Source organism: Alphaproteobacteria bacterium (assembly GCA_018662925.1).
Taxonomy (GTDB): Bacteria; Pseudomonadota; Alphaproteobacteria; order 16-39-46; family JABJFC01; genus JABJFC01.
The window spans coordinates 1-17,814 of record JABJFC010000024.1 but is presented as its reverse complement, the minus strand read 5'-3'; the positions used below and the strand labels follow the sequence as shown (position 1 = coordinate 17,814).

Sequence of the window (17,814 nt, the reverse complement as noted above, 5' to 3'; positions counted from 1 at the left end):
TAGAGTAACTTTTAGCGCTTTGGGTCAATTATTGCTGATTTAAAAATTTAACACCTAAAAAAACTCGCGCTCGATCGAAAAAACTGCGTCCCCTTGAACTTGAAGGAGAAATGTAACTTCCTATCGCGGATTTTGGGTGTTTCTTTCCAGACTTCCATGTACCTAATATGAGGCACGTATCAGATAGAGTCGTGTTCTAAAAAATCGATGGTACAAGAAGCTGAGGATGGCGGAGAGTGTTTAAGAAAATAAGCTTTATTAGGGATGCTTGGAGAATTGCGAAGCCTTATTGGCAGTCGGAGGAAAAATTTTCAGCTTGGGTGCTCTTAATTTCGGTTGTAGCCCTAAATCTTTTTCTCGTATATCTGCTGGTTTTGTTCAATGAGTGGTACCGACTTTTTTATGATGCTCTCCAAAACCTAGACAAAGAAGCTTTCTTTTATCAAATCATTCGGTTCTGTATTCTTGCTTTTATAAACATAATGACCTTTGTCTTAGAGTACTATCTACAATACCTCCTGATGATTCGCTGGCGGCGGTGGTTGACGGCAAAATATGTCAAATGGTGGCTAACGGACAAGGCATACTATAAAATGCAGCTTTTCCGAGATGGAACCGACAACCCTGATCAGAGGATAAGCCAGGACCTAAACGAATTTGTCCTATATACTTTTAATTTGGGAATCGGGCTTATGACCCAGGTGATTACCCTTGTTTCTTTTGCCGTAGTACTTTGGGGTATTTCGGGGATTTTAGTTATCCCAATATTTGGGGGCATTTCCATTCAAGGCTATATGATGTGGGCCGCCATATTTTACGCTATTTTTGGAACGTATATGACCCTTCGTATTGGTTTTCCCCTCATCGGATTAGACTTTAATCAAGAAAAGCTGGAGGCTAACTTTCGATACAGTTTGGTGCGTCTACGGGAAAACACGGAAGGAATTGCATTATATGGGGGAGAAGCATCAGAGGAATTGAAATTCGGGTATATTTTCCGAGATGTTGTGACGAACTTTCGGGCCATAATGAAGCGATCGGTATATCTAGGCTGCTGGACTAACTTTTACAATCAGCTTGCGCGAATTTTTCCTGCACTCGTGGCCGCCCCGCGGGTTTTTGCAAAGGAAATTCTACTGGGCGGTATGATGCAGATTGTGCAAGCCTTTGGACATGTGCATGATTCATTATCTTTTATCGTTGATACTTACCCGAACATTGCGAAATGGAGAGCTGTGATTCAGCGGCTGCAGGGATTTAATGAAGATATTGAGAGAATGCAAGATCTTACGAGCAAGCTGCCCCATTCTCTTTTCTTATGTGAAGAGAAAGGGGGGAAAGGGATCCGTCTCGACAATGTGGATGTAGATTTACCCGGAGAAAAACCTTTGCTCCCAAGAGTAAATTTGTTGCTTAAGAAGGGAGTGTCAGTTCTGGTATCTGGTCCTTCAGGGGCGGGGAAAAGCACGTTTTTGAGAGTGCTTGCTGGTATATGGCCTTTCGGAACTGGAAAGGTTTATATGCCAACGGGCGATACTACTATGTTTTTGCCTCAAAAGCCGTACTTGCCCATTGGTACTCTTAGGGCCACTCTTGTCTACCCTCAACAAGAGACTTCGCTTTTGTCCGAAGATATTTTGAAGGCAGTAATAAGGGATTGTGGCCTTGAACAGTTTGAAGAGCATCTGGACGATAATCGGGACTGGACAAAGACTCTTTCTCTAGGGGAACAACAGCGAGTTGCCATGGCGCGCGCTATACTGTTAGAGCCGGATTGGTTGTTTTTAGATGAGGCCACATCTGCTCTTGATGAGCCTTCAGAGAAGACTCTATATACTCTGTTAAAAGACAGGCTCCCTAAAACAACTTTGATTAGTGTCGGGCATCGAAGTACGATCCGTGCTTTCCATGAGAGCAATCTTGTTTTTCAACCAACGGGAGAGGGCCACTTTTCTCTCCAATATGTTGAAAAATCAGACGAAGCAATATAGCTGAAAAAGCAAATTTTATGACAGAATTTAGCGATAAATACACACGTATTGTGGTTGCGGTTGATCCAGCCGTGGGGGCCGGCCGTTCCAACAGTGAAACGGGTATTATTGTCGCGGGACTGGGCGTGGATCAATTTGCCTATGTGATGGATGATTTATCCTTTAAAGGTTCCCCTGCAAAGTGGGCTTACAAGGTAATTTCTGCCTATTGGGAATACAAGGCAGATCGCGTGGTGGCAGAAATCAACCAAGGAGGAGATCTGGTTGAGCAACTGCTTAGATCTTTCGATCCAAAAGTAAGCTATAAGGGTGTGAGGGCTTCCCGCGGGAAAGTAACTCGAGCCGAGCCCATTGCGGCTCTCTATGAGCAAGGAAAAGTCTTTCATACCCGTTCCTTTCCAAGGCTTGAAGAACAAATGTGTACGTATATTCCAGGAAAGGGTATGGCCTCTCCCGATCGCTTAGATGCTATGGTATGGGCCCTCACGGAACTAATGTTAAATGAGGGCAGGGATGAGCCCAGGCCCATTGCCCCCAAAGTTTGGTGGGGCTAATATTTCTTCGTTTTTGTCTCCCACGATCCAGTATCTGAAACGCGATAGAATCCATGGAAAATTTTTGAACTTTATATCTGAAGCTGCTTTAAAGCACTTTATTTCAATTGTCATGGAGCGGCTGTTCAGAATAGACTGCCTCAACTGAGTAGAAGCAAGATCATAAGCCATTTTAGGCGCAATGTAATATGAGGACAGTATGAGAAAAGTTTTTTGGGAGAATCCTTATCAATGCAGTTTAGTCACTAAATTGTTATCCGTTGTGGGAGATGATCTGTTATTTGAAGAAACCATCGCTTTTTCGTTCTCTGGTGGGCAAGAAAGCGATAAAGCTTTTATCAATGGGCAACCTATTCTTGATTCTAGAATAGAAGGAAAATATATCTACTACACACTTGAAAATGGGCATAGATTCCACCCTGGTGACACCGTGACGATGGAAATAGATTGGTTCAGAAGATTTAGACTTATGAGGCTACATTTTTCTGCAGAACTCATTCTTGAACTGGTTACTCGCAGGCTTCGGGTTGAAAAAATTGGGGCACATATTTCTGAAACAAAGGCACGAATAGACTTTGCATATGACGAAAATATCTCCAGTATCTTCAACGGTATTCTCTCTGAATATAATGAAATCATTGAAAGAGATGACATTATTAATACAGGTTATTCGGATATTGAAAATCAAAGACGGTATTGGAAGATTGAGGGATTTGCCGAAGTGCCCTGCGGAGGTACCCATGTTAAATCTACAGCCGAAGTGGGCTTTGTTAGCTTGAAAAGAAAAAATCTAGGGGGATCTAAAGAGAGAATCGAAATCAGACTTGTGGATGATAACGCTGGTTAACTTTGGAAAGATGGTGGCCTTTACGGCCATCCTCTTCATAAAATTGACTCTTGTTTACGATTTGTGCACTTTTACGTGTTACACTTAAACAGTAGAGATCGAAAAGGGGAGGACAAATTATGAAATTCAAGTGGACGATGATCGCTCTTAGTGCTGTTTTTATAGGAGGTGTTAGCCTTGTTACGCTCACATCCACTTGTTCAGCTGAGCAATGCCATGGCCTTGATTGCTATCACAACTGTATGAAAAATGTTCAACAGGATTGCGCCGTCAGCAGAGTTCCCGGCTCTCCTCCCCCTCCAGGCGTCCCAACTTGCCCCGAAATATGGAGTAAATCTTGTGTCTCAGATTGTAAACTACCTTACCTTTGTTTGCCCTGGACCAACTAGGCACGACTTGAAACGGCCACTGAACCACTGGAATCTAACCCTCTCTTCCTTTTCGTATGTATTTACCCATCCCGACCGGCCTCTGAACTTCTCTCCAAAAACTTCCCTAGCTCCAGGCTGCTATCCATACACAATATGTGTGAATAGGTCTTCCAATTTCTTCCCAAACCAGCCGTAGCCCAGCTTTTCCCCATTACCCGTTTCACTATACCGTGTTCTGTAGACAAGAGGCTTGTTACTATGGTGGCAGCAAATTCGCTCCTGCCATCGAGCGCTATCCTTTGCTCTTCTGTTCCTGAGAAAACTTGTAAAACATCTTGACCATGAGTTTATCCTTTATAAACCCATCTCCTTGAAACCCCTGAATGGAATTGAGAACGTTTAAAGAAATTCTGAAATTCAGTTGTTAGGAACTATTAGAGGAATCATATCCCACGACCTTACCCTTTTTATCCATTCTCATGAAAAATTCAGCCTAGAACATTGCCAATAGTCTTTGAAATTAGAAAAGTCTTGCAAAAGGGGGGCGAAGTTTCCTAATAGTAAGGGAGATCATAACTTGGGACGTATTTTGTGACACAAGAACTATGCCATCTTTTAGTCGTAGATGATGATGAGCGTTTACGGGAGTTGCTGAGCAAGTATCTCACCGAAAATGGCTTTGTAGTGACTATTGCCTCTAGTGCTCAGGAGGCCCGTGAACATATGGGAACGTTTCTTTTTGATCTCGTGATTCTGGACATTATGATGCCCGGGGAAACAGGTTTGGAGTTCACTATCTCCCTCCGGAAAAATATAAATGTTCCCATCCTTCTTCTATCAGCGATGGGAGAAGTGGACGATCGCATTAAGGGGTTTGAACATGGGGCAGATGATTACTTGGCCAAGCCATTTGAGCCTAAAGAATTGTTAATGCGTATTCAGGCCCTTCTAAGAAGGGGGCAAAAACAGGACATGGCTTTACCTAAAGATCTTGCATTTGGTCCTTTTACATTCGATATTCAAAAGGGTGTCTTGTCTCGTCAAGGAGAGAGAGTTCTTTTAACAGAGAGTGAGAAACGTCTTTTGAAGATTATGGCAGAAACGCCCAGGCACCCTTTTTCCCGTGATGATTTAGCGCGCAAGGCGCAAGGTGATGTGAGCCCCAGAACGATAGATGTCCAAATTGCTCGCTTAAGACGTAAAATAGAAGACGATCCCCGAGTTCCAAAATATTTACAGACGGTGCGAAATGCTGGCTACGCTCTATGGCTTGACTAATTATATACGCCCGAAAAGGGGGTGGAATGTTGGAAGTTTTGTGAAACGCTTTCTTCCTAAAACCCTTTTTGCGCGGACAATTTTGATTGTTATTACGCCAATCATTTTTGTTATGGTGGGAACCGCATATCTGTTCCTAGATCGGCATTTGGATTCGGTTACGCGTCAACTTGCTAACTCGATTTCCAGTGAGGCGGTTATGTCTGCTAGTGTCTTGGAAACCGCTACTGAAGAGGATATTCCCAGGATTATACAAGACCTACAGCGCATATTTTTCCTTCAGGTAATGTTTCATCCCAGCCACAAACTTGTTGGGAAAAAGACCATTTTTCAGCACGCGTGGGTGGATAAAACTTTAGGAGAAGCTTTGAATAATCAAATGCATCTTCCCTATAATTTGGCTACAGATGGTCAGAATATCTATATTGGCGTACAATTGCCAAAGGGGGTTATGGCTCTTACTTTCAATCATAAGCGGTTATTAAGCCGAACAACGCCTCTTGTGCTTTTGTGGGTTTTTGGTTCATCACTCATTCTATTTATTCTTTCGCTTATCTTTCTTCGGAATCAGGTGCGACCTATTCGTCGTTTGGCTCTTGCTGTTGAGAAGTTCGGAAAGGGACAGGAAGTTCCATACTTTAAGCCTTCCGGAGCCTTAGAAGTGAGACGCACCGCAAAGGCTTTTTCTGTTATGCGGAATCGTATTAATCGTCAGCTCCAGCAAAGGACAGATATGTTGGCGGGAATATCCCACGATCTGAGAACGCCTTTGACACGTATGAAGTTGGAGCTTGAAATGTTGCCAGAATCTCTCCAAATTCATTCTCTAAAAAAAGACCTCAATGAAATGGAATATATGCTTGAGGGCTATTTAGCCTTTGTACGGGGCGAAGGAGTAGAGGCGGCGGCAGAAGTGGATCTTAGAAAGCTTCTCATGGAAGTGGTTAAAGATGCTGAACGTAAAAAAGCTACCATTCACTTCACCTCTGACGCATTAGGCACCATTATTGGTAGGCCCCATGCTCTAAAGCGTTGTGTAACCAATTTTGTCTCCAATGCCAATCGCTATGCCAAGAGTGTTTACATGACTGTTAGACGATCGCAGGACAGAGTTGAGATTTTGGTGGATGATGATGGTCCAGGGATTCCTCCAGAAAAGCGTAAGGAAGTTTTTAAACCCTTCCATCGATTGGAAGAATCTAGAAATGTTGAAACGGGAGGTGTTGGATTGGGCATGAGCATTGCCCTGGACATCGTACATGCCCATGGTGGAAAAGTTTCCTTGGATGAGTCTCCGCAAGGAGGACTTCGCGTTCATATCACTTTACCATTGTGATTTTCCCTATTGTGTATTGAACAATGCTTCCTTTTTTGTAAGGATGTTTTTCAAGGAAGATAAGAGAAGCCCAGAAAATTAGAGGCTTATGTCTAACAAGGGAAAGTCATTCTATTCATGAAAAAAACTATCTTTGCTGCTTTTGTGTCTCTCTTGATTTTTACTGGGGGAACAAATGCTTTTGCGGTCCATAAAAAGCTCACGAACGAGGATCAAAAGCATCTAGCTATTACTATTTACAATAACAATATCGCTCTTGTTAAGGATAGGAGGTCCGTGCATCTGAAAAAGGGGATCAACAGACTTTCTTTTTCAGATATTAGCGCCAAGATCATTCCTAATTCAGCGCTTATTCGGCGGGAGAGTCCTAAACCGAGTTTTAAAGTTATTGAACAGGCTTTTCGCTATGAACAATTGACGCCAAAGTCCCTTTTAGAGGCGTCCGTTGGACAGGAAGTGTTTATTGATCTTGGACATGAACCCATTCAGTCGGGGAGATTGGTGAGTGTTCATGGGGGGATTTTAGTTTCTATCAAGGGAAAAATGAGGGAAGTGAAAGAGCATCAGCTGCTGTTTCCACAAGTTCCTCATGAACTTGCTACCAATCCAGAATTGACATTGAAGTTGGAATGTTCGGAAACTGCCGCTGCGTCGATGGAACTTAGCTACTTAACCACCGGGCTTAGCTGGGAAGCTAGTTACATTGGAGAGATTAGTGCTGATGGCTCCACGATTGATTTGGGGAGTTGGGTGACTTTAACAAATACAACCAGCTCTGATTATTCGGATGCGAATCTGCAACTCGTTGCTGCTGATGTGACTTGGGGTGCTTCTTTTCACGGGAAGGGACAGGAAAAAGGAATTCCTCACGCCTTTGAGGCCATTCGGCTCTTGGGTTTTCCGATGTATGGTTTGTCCCATCGTGTGAGTTTGCGTGGTCACGAGGTGAAGCAGGTGTCCCTTTTAAGCTTGCAACAGGTAAAGCTAACTCGGGAATTTTTAGTTCAGGGGACTAAAGAATATCTCTTTAAAGATATGACAGGAAGGGCTCTACCAGCACAAGTAGAGACGTGGTTGTCTTTTAGCAATACGGAGGAAATTGGAGCACCACTGCCTAAGGGAATCATAAGGTTATACAAACGTGATCCTAAGGGCCATGTTCAGTTTGTTGGGGAAGACTTTATCGACCATACCTTGCCCAAAGGGAAAATAACACTGCGCTTAGGGGCAGCCCAAGATGTGGATGTTAGCCTTACTCAGTCCGATTTCAAAATGCTTGGTCAGAATGTGTGTGAGAGTGGATATCATTATACCTTTACCAATAGCCAAGATCGTCCCATTCAGATAAAGCTTAAAGAAGAGATTCCCTATGATTTCAGGATGTTAAGAGAAAGCATTCCTAATGAATCTAAGATTAAAAACCAACTTGTCTGGATTATTTCCCTTGAGCCAAAGGAAACAAAACACATTCGTTTTAGGTTAAGGGTTTCGAAACAAGGGTAACGGGTTGTATTTTATGAGTCGTTTCAGAGGGAAACGATGGTTTTGGTTTTTGTATAAATCTCGCTGAGAGAGGAAAGAAATGTCTTTAACACCTTCAAATATGCTCCCATTGGGGACAGTTGCACCGGATTTCGAGCTATTGGATGTTTTGAGCAGTCAACGAAAGTCTATACAGGATCTTAAATCTGAGAAGGGAACAGTCGTGATGTTTATTTGCAATCATTGTCCCTTTGTGAAGCATGTGCAGGAGGCTCTTGTTAAGGTGGCCAAGGACTATACTGACAAAGGCATCGCGTTTATCGCTATAAATTCCAATGATGTCGAGGCGTTTCCTGCAGATTCTCCTGACAAAATGAAGGAGCTTGGGGAACACTTGGGGTTCCCATTTCCATACTTGTATGATGAGAGTCAGAAAGTTGCGAAATCTTATAAAGCAGCATGCACCCCAGACTTTTATGTCTTCGATCAGGACCTAAAATGTGTTTATCGTGGTCAGCTTGATGATTCACGTCCTGGCAACCATATTCCTGTAACTGGTAATGATCTTCGAAGTGCAATGGATAATCTGTTATCTGGTAAAGAAGTTTCCACAAACCAAAAACCTAGCATTGGGTGTAACATAAAGTGGAAACAATAATTTTGGATAAAACCAATAACATAAAAATTAATTGCATCTATAAAACTTAAAACAAGAACGTGCTCGAAGGCCGATCTCATAAAGTTTTTCTATCAAAATCTTGAGCAGTTGAGACCCTGGTGTACACTTTGGCTAAGAGGTGAAAATGATAAGTTTTACATCTAGTGAACCGTGTAATATGAAGATTAGCTATAATAAAAATTACTTTTGATATTTTGTTTCTTGAGTTATATCTTGTTCACTTCAAGGAAAAATAAGATAAAGCTTGCATTCTTTAGGGAAAAACGTCATATTTTCATGGAAATAAATTAAGTTTAGTGACATGAAATGGCTTTATTAACAGTACTAAGTGCACCAGATCCAAGACTAAGAATGAAAGCAAAACCTATTAAAGAGGTTGATGATAGCATTCGTAAATTTATGGATGATATGTTGGAGACTATGCTTCACGATAAGGGAGGGGGCTTAGCGGCTGTACAGGTGGGGGTGGATAAACGTGTCATCGTTATGCAGATAGAACCAGAATACGAGGGAGATGGCAAACTTTACTTTATGGCGAATCCCGAAATAGTGTGGTCGTCTTCAGAAAAAAAATTGTGGGAAGAGGGATGCCTTTCTGTCCCAGGTATATTTATAGAGGTAGAGCGTGCAGAAAAAGTTAAAGTTAAGTTTTTAGATCGTGATAATAAAGAACGAGAGTTGGATTTAGACGGACGTATAGCAGAATGTGTTCAACATGAAATTGAGCATCTTGATGGGATTCTTACCATTGATCACTTATCAGCTATAAAACGAAAAATAGTTCTAAAGAAACTCCAAAAGAATAAGCTACAGCAAGTATCGGGATCATAATGGGTGTTTCTCCTCGTGTTGTGTTTATGGGGACGCCAGAGTTCTCTGTTCCTACATTAAGTGCACTCCTAGAAAACGGTTGCGATGTGGTAGCAGTGTACACACAGCCCCCCCGTCCCGTTGGTCGTGGTCATAAGATGTCAGCAAGTTCTGTTCATAAATATGCAGAAGAACGCGGCCTTTCTGTTCATACCCCAGTTAGTCTAAAAGATTCTATTGTTCTGGAAGAATTAAAAGCTTTGAAGCCGGATGTGATTGTTGTGGTTGCATATGGATTATTGCTTCCCAAGGAGATTTTGCAGGTTCCATCATTGGGATGCTTTAACGTGCATGCTTCTTTATTGCCCCGTTGGCGTGGTGCGGCCCCGATCCAGCGGGCAATACTAGCGGGGGATCTAGAAACAGGCGTTACCATTATGCACATGGAAGAGGGGCTTGATACGGGGCCTATGTTCATGAGCGAGCAGGTTGACATTACGCCAACCACAACGGCGCAAGAACTGCACGGTACACTATCACTTCTTGGTGGGAAGCTAATGGTGACGGTTTTGGATAGGGTTCTTGCTGGACAAGCAACATCGGTGTCCCAACCTCAGAAGGGGGTCACTTATGCCAATAAGTTAGCCCGTTCAGAAGGAGAGATTTCCTGGAATGAGTCAGCCGTGTCACAAGAAAGAAAAGTAAGGGCGTTTACCCCGTGGCCAGGCACATGGTTTGATTTGAAAGATTTACGCGTCAAAGTTTTTTCCGCTGAGGTTGTTTTTGTTGATTCAGATGCAAGGGGGTATTCTCCCGGAACGATTATTGATGGTCAGCTCACTATCTTGTGTGCAGATGGTCAGGGACTTCGGATAAAGGAAGTTCAAAAACCAGGCGGGAGTCGCATGAAAACCGAAGAATTTTTACGAGGGACGCCTATCTCAGCAGGGACAGTCCTAAAGGTTTGTTCATGACAAGATATAAGCTGACAATAGAATACGATGGGCGCAATTTTTGCGGTTGGCAACGTCAGACCAACGGGCCTTCTGTACAGGAAACTATTGAAGTGGCTATACGAGATTTTTGTGGAGACTCTGTAATCCTTCATGTGGCTGGAAGAACAGATTCGGGTGTGCATGCTATGGGGCAAGTGGCGCACCTGGATGTTGAAAAGGATTTTCCGGAAGAGACCGTTCGAAATGCTTTAAACTTTCATCTTTCAAAGGCACATCGGCCTCTGGATATTTCCATTCTTTCGGCTGAAAAGGTATCAGAAGATTTTCATGCACGTTTTTCGGCAACAAAACGTATTTACCACTATAGAATATCAACTCGAGGGGCTCCTCTTGCTTTAGAAAATGGCAAACGGTGGCATGTCCCAAGTTCTTTGAATATACAGGCCATGCAAGAGGCTGCAAATTGTCTCATCGGGCACCATGATTTTACGACCTTTCGAGCGAAACATTGTCAGGCTAAATCTCCAGTAAAAACTTTGGACCAACTGGATGTGGAGCAGTCTGGGGATGAGATTTTGATCACAGCTTCAGCTCGTTCCTTTCTTCATCATCAAGTACGCAATCTTGTGGGGACACTTAGGCTAGTGGGGGAGGGGAAGTGGTCTGTGGCAGATGTTAAAGAAGCCCTTGCGCAAAAGGATCGTGCAAAAGGAGGACCAACGGCTCCGGCCCAGGGACTGTATTTATTGCGGGTTGAATATTAAGAGTGAATATGCTCATCTGACGCCGATCAGAGGAAAACTCTGCATTAGATATTAGGAAGCTTGGCCCACCATGAGACGTGACGAATTTTTCTTACCAAGAATGCTTCTCATCATAGCGTGGTGTGTTTCTATTATGGGGGTGCAAATATATACGCCGTGCCTCCCTTTAATTGGAGACTATTTTCAGGTCGGAGATGATACGGCCCAGCAATTAATGAGCTATAACTTTTTTGGACTTTCTATATCGGGATTTTTCTATGGGCCATTATCTGAGTGCTATGGAAGACGTCGTATTTTTATTATTGGATTTTGTATTTTCTTAGTGGGTGCTTTGGTGAGCACCATGTCTGTCTCCATCGAAATGCTAATTTTGTCCCAGCTATTTCAAGGGATAGGGGCCGGGGTCTCGGGGGTTCTTTTATTGTCAGTTATTCAAGATGTATACAAAGGGGTGAGAGCAGCACAGATCATATCGTCGGTTGGAATGGTTATCCCCTTAGCACCAGCAATTGCTCCTGTCATTGGTGGGTACATAACCAATTACTTTGGCTGGCGAGCTAATTTCCTATTTTTGGCTATAGCGATTTTTTTGATTCTAATCCTCTGCTACCACCGTTTACCAGAAACACTTCCAAAAGAAAAACACCACTCATTTTCGCCTATATTACTTGCAAAACAGTATATGAGCGTTTTAAGAAATATGCGGTTCTTAGGATGTCTTCTCATAGTTGGACTAGGTTTTGCTTGTATTGCCGCTTTTCAGGCGACAACGCCATTTGTTTTTATCGAACAATATGGGATCCCTGTGACCCATTACGGATATTACACTGTTTTTGCAGCTACAGGCGTTATTTTAGGGAACTTTTTTGTTCATCGATTAGTGAAACGATTTTCTCTCAAAAAAATTATGAAGATTGGTTCAATAATTTCCACTATTGCAGCTTCTCTCATTTTGTTGGGCGGAATTTTACAACTTAAGTCTGCCATACATATTTCACTATTCATGCATGTGTTTTGCGTAGGCATTGGAATGGCATTTTCAACGGCGACCACCATGGCCATGGAAACGCATACTCGGCTTAAGGGGTATTCAGCGGCGGCAGTGAGATCTTTCCAAATGTTGGCGGGGGCGGGGGCCATTGCTTTCGTTGGTGAGATTTATAATGGCACTCTTGTTCCCTTGGGAGTTTTTATGGTGACATGCGCCTTGATAATCGCTACATTGTCGTTCACGATTCGCAGTTCAGGCCAAACCAATCCGTAGTCTTTTTTTCTAAGGGCTATGGGGGAAATATCGATGAAAACAAATACAATTACTATTAGCATTTTAATGGTGGCTATATCGTCCACGTTTTTAGCAACAGATCTATTTATTCCCAGTTTGCCTATTATAAAAAGCTTTTTTGGCGTAACAGATGAAACCATGGGCTTGACTCTAAGCTTGAATTTACTCGGCTTTGCTATTTCGGCACCGTTTTACGGACCTTTATCTGATTGTTATGGACGACGGCCTCTTATGCTTATTGGTATGGCTGTTTTCCTTTTGGGAAGTCTTGTTTGTGCTTTTGTTCCTTCTTTCGAGATGCTCATAATTGGGCGTTTTTTTCAAGGTATAGGAGCAAGTGTGGCCGGTGTCATAACTTTTGCGGTCATTAAGGATCTTTATACTATCAAGAAATGTGCTCAGATCATATCTTCCATGGATATGGTTATCGTTATCATCCCTGCTATAGGGCCCATCATTGGCGCCTATATAATTGAGTTCATGGGATGGCAGGCTAACTTTGTGATTATTGCAATTATATCTGTGATCGCGTTTCTACTTCTCGTGATACAAATGCCTGAGAGCCATCCCCCTGAAACACGCCACTTCTTTAAGGATTTGTCTTTTTTGAAGATATATCACGCGCTGTTCGCCAGTTTTCCCTTTATGTGTTATGTTTTGGTTTCTGCAACTATTTGGGGTGGTTTGTGGGTTTTAATTGCAGGAACGCCCTATCTTATCATTGAGTTGTTTGGTTTTACGGTCGTTGGATATGCCTACTATTGTGCCGTTGGGGTCGTTGCTTATATTATTGGAGCAGCTGTGAATCGATTTCTAATTCCAAAGTATGGGATCGATGCGCTCTTATGGTTTGGTTTAATGTTTTCCGTCGTGACGGGTTTTACCTCAATTTTGGTGGCCTATTTCACGCCAGATTCTCCCTACATTTTACGTGTTACGACAGCTTTTTATACGTTTGCAATGGCATTTGTTTTTTCCAATGCGCCTGCAAAAGCACTTGCTGTCTTTCCCAGATTAAGTGGTTCTAGCTCATCAGTGATGACATCGGTAGAGATGGCTGTGGCAGCTCTTGCGAGCTTTTTAACATCCATCCTTTATGATGACAGTATGATGTCTTTAGCCTTATTAATGATGATTTTTTCTCTTGTGGCCTATGGGCTCCATTATCTGCTTCGGGTGCATTTATCGACTGCAACTAAGGGAGAAACTGCTTCGTGACTCGCAAATTGTCGTTCCTTTTTCTTTTGGTCCTTACGGCGTGTTCTAGACAGAACTTATCCCTTGTAAGTGAGTTTGATTCGACGGTGAGACAAGATTTTGGGAATGGCATTTTAATCCTGTACCCTGATATGAGTATTAAGGATCAAAAGTTACAGCCTCTGATAGCCTCTGAGTTCAAACAAGCCGGATTTGATGTGCTCACATCTGATGAATTATTAGAGGCGAAAATGTTCGGACTGCGCATGGGGAATCCTCGAGCATTTTTGTTTTTTAAGACGCGTCGTGATACGGGGGCGACAACTTTTCCAGTAACCAGGTACCATACCCACACCTATCCTTACTCTGTTGCCGGAACAACCAAATACTATAGCCATTCCATACCCTATACATCCTATCAAACCATTGCATGGGACAAAAAATATATTGGTGTCACCATGGGAAATGGCTTTTTCCAAGATGAAAAGTGGCATATGGGAAAAGTTATTTGGGAAGCCCATATTATGGTTGATCAGCGTATCTGGGAAAAGTGTCCTCGTCTTGTGCTCAAGCGCTTAATCCGCCTATATGGAACCGAGCAAAACACGACCCTAGAATTGCCCGAAGAGATCAAGGCTTGCATGGAGGCAGGCCCAGGCACGTATTGAGGGGTGGGGTTGTGGCGAGAGACGATATTTTCTCTACCAAAGCTGTCTTATATGTTTTGCACGTTTTGTGATTGTTTTGCCAATATCGTCAAAAATGCTTGATTTGATACCTTCTGAGCTTAGAGTCTCTTTGAGGGTATAAGCTCTTTCTACCAGCTCTTGTGAAACTTTTTTAAGCTGTGCCTCTAGATTTCTTCTGGAAGCCATTGTGTCTGGGACTAGTTGATTCCAGTGCCGTAGGAAAACATCCTCGGGTCTGTATTTACCACCTATTTTCATTGCCATTTTGGTTGATAACTCACTGTATGCGCTTGTACATAAGAGATCATAGTTGGGGGATAAATTTGGTTTAATGTCTTTATACAGCAAGGAAAAATTCTTTCCGTGTGTGTCTGCATTTCCAATCACGTAGTTAAAAATGATTCTTTTGAGAAAGCTCATGTGATCTGCTGCAGGCGTTGCTGAGTGTTTTAGCAATACCTCTCGGCATTGTGTAATATTAGGCCCCCCTTCTCGTTCATATTTGATGTCAGGCATAATCCCTAATGCTTGGCAAAAATCCTCTTGGTGCAACCTTGTAATATGGCCGTTTTCATCTGTTGTTCGATCGTAACGTTCGACCAAATAGTATGGCGTTTCACCCAACCAACGTATATTTACGTTTGGGGTTTCAATTCCCATAAGTTGAGATAGTTGCATGCAGAAAAATTCATTGTGTACGCTATCTTTTATATCCGATATGACGGGTTTTAGAATGTGCGTTGTAGGGGTTGACCCTCTAACCAAGGATATTTTACCACTTTGGATTCTTACGGCAATTTTGTCTTGTGCACCTGCGAGTGATAAGCGAAGGCCGTCGTCACCAGCAAGCAGAGGTTGCCTTTTAAGCAGTTTTAGAATTTCCTTGAGTTTTTTATCGTCAAGGATTTCTACGTCGTCCTTTTTGGCTTCTGGAGGTGCTTGACCTTCAGGATACAAGGATAGAGCACCCGCACACTCACCTCCAATGACTTCTAAAAGCGCAAATGGGTTTTTTTCTGAAACTCCTAAGTATCTTGCCAAACGGTGGCGAACTAATTCTTCTGGTAACATGCCCGAAAAGAAGGCTTTGACGATTTTTCCTTCATAATCTTCAGAACGTAGGGGAAGCGAGAGTGAAATTGCAGGATTACTCTTGGCTAAATAGGATAAATCATACGCATATGATAAAACACCTGAGTCGTCTTGTACAAGCTGACCGGCGTATACATCGTATAGGTAAACATCCAAAATTCGCCTCATCCTATTTTACTCCTCAATAATTAGGTTTATGCCCAGCATGCGAATGACTTGAAGTGCTTTACCAATGTGACAGGACTCTTTCCCGTGTTCTAGTTCACGAATAAATCGGACTCCGACGCCACTGATTGCAGAGAGCTGTTCCTGCGTTAAAGTCTGTGCTTTTCGTCCTTGTTGGATGATTTGTCCGAGCTGTTTAATGTTTGTTAGTATTGTCATGAATCAACCTCTTCGGGACGATTTTAGCACAAAAAACCATAAATGCAAGAGAATAAACCCGTTCGGGATGTTTTTGATCTTTAAGAATAAATATTTGCATTAATAGTACCGATCGGGTTGATTTAAGGCTTCTTAGAATTTTCTTAACGTGGAGGGAGATCAGGAGTCCTTTAAAATTATTGCAGATGGAATGTTGATAGGTAATTCAAAACATTTGAGCTGATCTAAATTATGAAAAATAGCTACTTGAAGGGAAGGGGGCGTTGGGTTAGTTTTCCCACTATGAAAATGGTTCGGAGGGATGCCGGAGTGGTCGAACGGGGCGGTCTCGAAAACCGTTGTGCCTTCATTGGTACCGTGGGTTCGAATCCCACTCCCTCCGCCATCCGTCTTCGCTTACGCTACGACGTGATAAATCCGTTAGGATTTGTGATACGTCGCGTTAGAGAAGCGGATGCCACGTCGAAGCAAAGCGTAGACGGGCCCTTTCATATTATACTTCAAAAGTTCACCTTGGCGTAGGGATGGCAAAAGGCAGGCCACCCCACTAGGGTGGGCAACAATCGGAGTCGTTAGAGATAGGTTGCCTCCCGAAGCCTTCCTGCGCACATGCGCTTCAGACATTTTCGCAGATTGATTCAGCCATGAAATAGTTTCAAACTATACTATAATATTTTTTTATTGACGATCTACTTATTTTATTTCTATATGTACTTCGATTGAGAATTTATTTATTTAGGAAGGTTTTTAAATGTATAAGTGTATATTATCCTATATGGCAATAATCTTTGCCGTTTTTTCTTTGTGTGTGTCTGTTTCTCAAGCTGATGAACTGGATGAGGATTCTACTGAGAACCGCAATCATTCGAGCAGTGTTTCAAGCGCAGGGAGTCAGAATGAAAATCTTCTTACAAATATTAGTTCTGCAGGTTTAATGCCTAAAATTTTTCCTTTTTTGCATAGACGTGATATCGACAATTTATTGCAAGTATGTACGGGGTTTAGTAAGGATTTCGAGACTTATGAAAAAGAAAAAATTGATACGTACCTATTGTCCGCATTTCCAAGAGATTCTATGCTTGAATACGAAGAGTTTGTGGGTGATCGCGGAGTTAAGGGAGGTAAAGGATGGGTCATTAAGTACAGCGATGATGACTTGGAAGGGGTGTATATTAATTTACAATTAGAGACATCTTATAATTACTTAATTAATACTATAATTAAAAAAAACAATCAAATAGGAGTTTCGGTTTCTGATGTTTTTGGCAATGATGATACGATGGGCCTCATTTTTGACTGTCTGTCAATGTCTGATAGATGTAATTTTTCGCAGACTTGTACGAAATATCATGCTGCTTTAGATCATTATGAAGAAGCTAGAATTAAAAACTACATAGCACTCGGATCTACAAAAACTTCAGGGCTTGAATTATTGGATTTTGATAGAGTTTCCGGATATGTCTATATGTCCCCTGATGAGGACTATCAGGAAGAGTCTTTCAAATCATGTAATGATAATTTAATTTCTATTATAAATGAATATATGAATAGCCAAAATAAAAATTTGAAAGAAATTATTTTTATTATTAGATCTTACTCTCGTCTTTACTCTGATCTCCTTTCTAGAAAAGCATTAGAGGGAACTAGCCATATAGATTTAGCAAGCATTTTATTAGAAATATTTCCTGAACAATCACTAACACTACGTGTTGCAATTACTCATCTGTATAGTGGATTCAGAGTTATTTCAACAGACCATGGAATGGATGTATTTAAGGCCGGACTTAAATTGGGTGTAAGCAGTTTCATTGATGAGCTGCACAAGAAATATGTGACATTTGATGAGATGCCTTCAAAACCCGAAGCCACTCATATAGTCGTAAGTCAAGATGAGTTAATGGAAAAATCAGTCCAAATAGATAGTGCATTTGTTAACTCTCCACAGACATTAGTGGTAGATGTCAATGGCAAACCAAAACTGAGCCATGTGGCGGAGTAAAAGTGAGCCACTTCAGAGCTAAAGAGAGGGGGGTGAATTCACCCCCCTCTCTTTAGCAATCAAACTTTTTTATTGACCTTCTTTTTGCTAGCAGTTAACC

At 42.1% G+C, this 17,814-nt stretch carries 18 protein-coding genes and 1 tRNA gene; 16 read left to right on the top strand and 3 right to left on the bottom strand.

Annotated elements, in window-relative coordinates; translation table 11 throughout:
* The first annotated feature begins 236 nt into the window (after window positions 1-236).
* The 14 genes from HOL16_01920 (at window position 237) to HOL16_01855 (ending at window position 14,218) form a co-directional block, all read left to right on the top strand.
* The gene (locus tag HOL16_01920; GenBank protein MBT5389450.1) at window positions 237-1,991 is read left to right on the top strand and encodes an ABC transporter ATP-binding protein/permease; all 1,755 of its coding nucleotides are present in this window, start codon (window positions 237-239) and stop codon (window positions 1,989-1,991) included.
* Between the two features lie 17 nt (window positions 1,992-2,008).
* Window positions 2,009-2,545 (top strand): DNA-packaging protein, encoded by a 537-nt coding sequence (locus HOL16_01915; GenBank protein ID MBT5389449.1) that lies wholly within the window; start codon window positions 2,009-2,011, stop codon window positions 2,543-2,545.
* Between the two features lie 199 nt (window positions 2,546-2,744).
* Window positions 2,745-3,392 carry an alanyl-tRNA editing protein gene (locus tag HOL16_01910; protein ID MBT5389448.1) on the top strand — a complete coding sequence of 216 codons (648 nt, stop codon included), beginning with the start codon at window positions 2,745-2,747 and terminating at the stop codon, window positions 3,390-3,392.
* Between the two features lie 119 nt (window positions 3,393-3,511).
* A complete protein-coding gene (locus tag HOL16_01905) occupies window positions 3,512-3,781 on the top strand; it encodes a hypothetical protein (protein ID MBT5389447.1) in 270 nt (89 codons plus the stop codon).
* A gap of 573 nt (window positions 3,782-4,354) precedes the next feature.
* Window positions 4,355-5,041 (top strand): response regulator, encoded by a 687-nt coding sequence (locus tag HOL16_01900; GenBank protein MBT5389446.1) that lies wholly within the window; start codon window positions 4,355-4,357, stop codon window positions 5,039-5,041.
* A gap of 40 nt (window positions 5,042-5,081) precedes the next feature.
* Entirely contained in the window at window positions 5,082-6,377 is a 1,296-nt protein-coding gene (locus HOL16_01895) for a HAMP domain-containing protein (protein ID MBT5389445.1), read from the top strand.
* A 117-nt stretch (window positions 6,378-6,494) separates the two neighbouring features.
* Window positions 6,495-7,880 (top strand): DUF4139 domain-containing protein, encoded by a 1,386-nt coding sequence (locus HOL16_01890; protein ID MBT5389444.1) that lies wholly within the window; start codon window positions 6,495-6,497, stop codon window positions 7,878-7,880.
* Between the two features lie 79 nt (window positions 7,881-7,959).
* Window positions 7,960-8,517: a thioredoxin family protein gene (locus HOL16_01885; protein MBT5389443.1), complete on the top strand. Its 558-nt coding sequence runs from the start codon at window positions 7,960-7,962 to the stop codon at window positions 8,515-8,517.
* A 327-nt stretch (window positions 8,518-8,844) separates the two neighbouring features.
* Complete coding sequence (locus HOL16_01880; GenBank protein ID MBT5389442.1) at window positions 8,845-9,369, top strand: peptide deformylase; 525 nt, start codon at window positions 8,845-8,847, stop codon at window positions 9,367-9,369.
* Window positions 9,369-10,322 (top strand): methionyl-tRNA formyltransferase, encoded by a 954-nt coding sequence (locus HOL16_01875; GenBank protein ID MBT5389441.1) that lies wholly within the window; start codon window positions 9,369-9,371, stop codon window positions 10,320-10,322. The genes HOL16_01880 and HOL16_01875 overlap by 1 nt, the downstream gene beginning before the upstream one ends.
* Entirely contained in the window at window positions 10,319-11,068 is a 750-nt protein-coding gene (gene truA, locus HOL16_01870) for a tRNA pseudouridine(38-40) synthase TruA (protein MBT5389440.1), read from the top strand. Before HOL16_01875 ends, truA begins: the two co-directional genes overlap by 4 nt.
* A 70-nt stretch (window positions 11,069-11,138) precedes the next feature.
* Window positions 11,139-12,332: a multidrug effflux MFS transporter gene (locus tag HOL16_01865; protein MBT5389439.1), complete on the top strand. Its 1,194-nt coding sequence runs from the start codon at window positions 11,139-11,141 to the stop codon at window positions 12,330-12,332.
* A gap of 33 nt (window positions 12,333-12,365) precedes the next feature.
* Entirely contained in the window at window positions 12,366-13,571 is a 1,206-nt protein-coding gene (locus tag HOL16_01860) for a multidrug effflux MFS transporter (protein MBT5389438.1), read from the top strand.
* The gene (locus tag HOL16_01855) at window positions 13,568-14,218 is read left to right on the top strand and encodes a hypothetical protein (protein MBT5389437.1); all 651 of its coding nucleotides are present in this window, start codon (window positions 13,568-13,570) and stop codon (window positions 14,216-14,218) included. Before HOL16_01860 ends, HOL16_01855 begins: the two co-directional genes overlap by 4 nt.
* 33 nt (window positions 14,219-14,251) lie before the next feature.
* Here HOL16_01855 and HOL16_01850 read toward each other — a convergent pair whose 3' ends face one another.
* Together HOL16_01850 and HOL16_01845 are read right to left on the bottom strand one after the other, a co-directional pair.
* Window positions 14,252-15,499 (bottom strand): type II toxin-antitoxin system HipA family toxin, encoded by a 1,248-nt coding sequence (locus HOL16_01850; protein ID MBT5389436.1) that lies wholly within the window; start codon window positions 15,497-15,499, stop codon window positions 14,252-14,254.
* 6 nt (window positions 15,500-15,505) lie between these two features.
* Window positions 15,506-15,715, bottom strand: a complete 210-nt coding sequence (locus tag HOL16_01845) for a helix-turn-helix transcriptional regulator (GenBank protein MBT5389435.1) — start codon at window positions 15,713-15,715, stop codon at window positions 15,506-15,508.
* Between the two features lie 295 nt (window positions 15,716-16,010).
* Between HOL16_01845 and HOL16_01840 the strand changes: the two genes are divergently transcribed.
* Window positions 16,011-16,100, top strand: a tRNA-Ser gene (locus HOL16_01840).
* Window positions 16,101-16,135: 35 nt separating this feature from the next.
* Here the strand turns inward: HOL16_01840 and HOL16_01835 are convergent.
* The gene (locus HOL16_01835) at window positions 16,136-16,339 is read right to left on the bottom strand and encodes a hypothetical protein (GenBank protein ID MBT5389434.1); all 204 of its coding nucleotides are present in this window, start codon (window positions 16,337-16,339) and stop codon (window positions 16,136-16,138) included.
* A gap of 127 nt (window positions 16,340-16,466) precedes the next feature.
* Here HOL16_01835 and HOL16_01830 point away from each other — a divergent pair, with 127 nt between their 5' ends.
* Window positions 16,467-17,714: a hypothetical protein gene (locus tag HOL16_01830; protein ID MBT5389433.1), complete on the top strand. Its 1,248-nt coding sequence runs from the start codon at window positions 16,467-16,469 to the stop codon at window positions 17,712-17,714.
* Window positions 17,715-17,814 lie beyond the last annotated feature (100 nt).